This is a genomic window from Vibrio sp. 10N.222.46.A1 (assembly GCF_041473595.1).
Lineage (GTDB): Bacteria > Pseudomonadota > Gammaproteobacteria > Enterobacterales > Vibrionaceae > Vibrio > Vibrio tasmaniensis_A.
The window spans coordinates 1-2362 of record NZ_JBFRSN010001615.1 but is presented as its reverse complement, the minus strand read 5'-3'; the positions used below and the strand labels follow the sequence as shown (position 1 = coordinate 2362).

Annotated in this window: 3 protein-coding genes; all 3 read right to left on the bottom strand. The window is 36.2% G+C overall.

Annotated features, from left to right (window positions below):
- The coding region (locus AB4496_RS28445) for an ATP-binding protein (protein ID WP_372133415.1) at positions 1 to 1246 on the bottom strand (1246 nt) is incomplete at its 3' end.
- A gap of 45 nt (positions 1247 to 1291) precedes the next feature.
- Complete coding sequence (locus AB4496_RS28440; RefSeq protein ID WP_017104396.1) at positions 1292 to 2161, bottom strand: phosphorothioated DNA-binding restriction endonuclease; 870 nt, start codon at positions 2159 to 2161, stop codon at positions 1292 to 1294.
- Positions 2151 to 2362 (bottom strand): hypothetical protein (locus AB4496_RS28435; RefSeq protein ID WP_372133413.1); only part of this gene is annotated, 212 nt, incomplete at its 5' end. The genes AB4496_RS28435 and AB4496_RS28440, both read right to left, overlap by 11 nt.

The window sequence follows — 2362 nt, the reverse complement described above, 5'->3', positions numbered from 1 at the left end:
TCTCTTCTCCGACTTCATAATTGGTAGTAACCCCTAGTGATTTTTTTACTGCACTTAACTGTTCTAACGAAACCTTGTATTGGATTGTTGCTTCGCTAGGCTTAGCTTTGCGAATTGCAGGCTCGGGGAAGGTGAAGCTCACTTCATCACTAATATCGCCAGTCAGTAATAATGGGGCAACCTCGATTGCGTCATTTAAAGGCTTACATTCAATATAGTTGTCTTTAAAATCCTTATCTTCTTTAGCTCTAAGTCGTAGAAATGGGATAACTTCTCTCATTACCTTTTTCATTTCGAATAATGCAGCTTTATATATGAAGTTATCTTTATCAACACCTGTTTTTGTTGTTGTCCAAGGCAACAAGCTCGAGTCATCAGCCTCAAACTCTACAATCCCTCGGAAAAAAGCATAATCGGGATGATATTGTGGAATACCGTCAAGGCGCCAACCTGAAATAGTGGTTTGCTCTGCAGAAGATATTAATCGCCCATTACAAACTATATACCAACCACCATCCTTCAAGCTCCTTTCTGATATTCCAGCTGTAATTTTAACTTTAACAGTTGATTTTTCGAAATTAAAATTAACTGGTTTCAATTCTTCCGAAGACTTTAGCTTAATTTCAAAATTATCGACCAACTTGTCATTTATATATATTTTCAAACCAGAGTTTATCGATTTAAAGTGAGCAACGGAACACTCTCGACCTAAAATGTAAACAAAATTCTCAAGATTAAATTGATCAGAAACCGATGGGAATAAATCGTTTACTTCAATTATCGTTTCACCACAACGCAAACTTTCGGCAATCTGTTCAGTGAAGTTAAATTTCCATTCATCCAATCCTTTCCATTGCTGAACATCCACATCTACAGAAAATGGATTATTTTCAGAGTTAGACATCACACGAAAACTATTACCTAACTTAAATAAAGTTCGCTTCATTCCAACCCCAAACTGACCTACCGAAAATGATGTATTTTCTCTTTCTTTTGGTCTGCCAAATCGGAAAGCATAATCCTTTGCTATTTTTAATGGAATTCCACCACAATTATCCCAAATAAGAAATTTATCTTCATTCATTGTAATTCTTATTTCAGGATCTTTAGTCCCATTTGATTTTGCAGCATCAACACTATTATCAATCAAATCAAGGATTGAGCGATCAAGAGGTATATCTCGAGTTAACATTTCAATAAAAAATTCTTTTGTTGGACTTGCATCAATTTGCGTTTCAACAACCATTTCATTACCTTATTTATAAAGTTATTAGTAATTTAATTACCTGAGTTACTTAAATACTTCTTTCTGATGCCAACTCAAATACGCTACGTTTGGCAACCACTTATCTCTTTTTGGTAATCGTATGAATTTGTCATCGAAATCAAAAAATAGACGTTGTGCTTGCTCTCCACCATTAAGACTTTCTGACAGCTTCACTTTAAAATCTTCAGTGATTGAAAACGCCCCTTTATCAAAAGCTTTATGATGCACTGCGCAGAGTGTTAGCCCATTGTTTACATCACAGGGTCCATGAAACTGCTTCCACTTGATATGTGCAGCTTCTAAACCAACAGTTACTTCATCCATTTTAAGGTCATAGCCACACACAGCACATTGATAGTTATAAGCACGGAGTACTTCTTTTCTAAAATTAGGATCGCGCTTTTGCACATTCCGTGTCACCAATTCAACATCTAACTGTGTAGCAATATCCGTGATAAGGCTTTCAGGAAAGCTCTCACTTAAAATCAGTTCAATCAACTCTAAAGTTAATTGGCGATTTCCTTTTAAAACGGCATAAGCTTGGTCGTTAAAGCCAGCAGTTACTCCATGTTTAAATAACTCAGCTTTTGATGGATCTGTATTACTCTTGCGAGACTTGCAATCTTCATCATTATTTACAGTCCAAAAACCATCATTTTTTAAACGCCAAAATGGATATTCAGGATGATAAATGGAACGTTGAGGCCCAAAACGTTTTAGCAGATCTTGTACCTCTTTATGGAACGACTCTTCATATAAGAAGAACTGATCATGCCCATGTAAATACTGAGACAAAACATACGCCATCATAATTGGTTTATTCGGTGCACGTTGGTCACTACGCGACCAGCGCTTAACACCCAAAACTGCTTTTTTAAGCTGATCAGGCGTCACTCAGTAACTCCCAAAACGCTTTGTCTTTAATCTTTGTTATCTTCTTATCTCCATCCACGTAGAGGCTGTAGTGTTTTTCTAACTCACGAATAGACTTCATCAGGTTTTCTTGTTCTTGCCTATCATCTTTGTTAAAAATCGACTTGATATCTTGATTTTTTATCTGTGACACACGGTGAACAATCCAACTAAGAACATAAC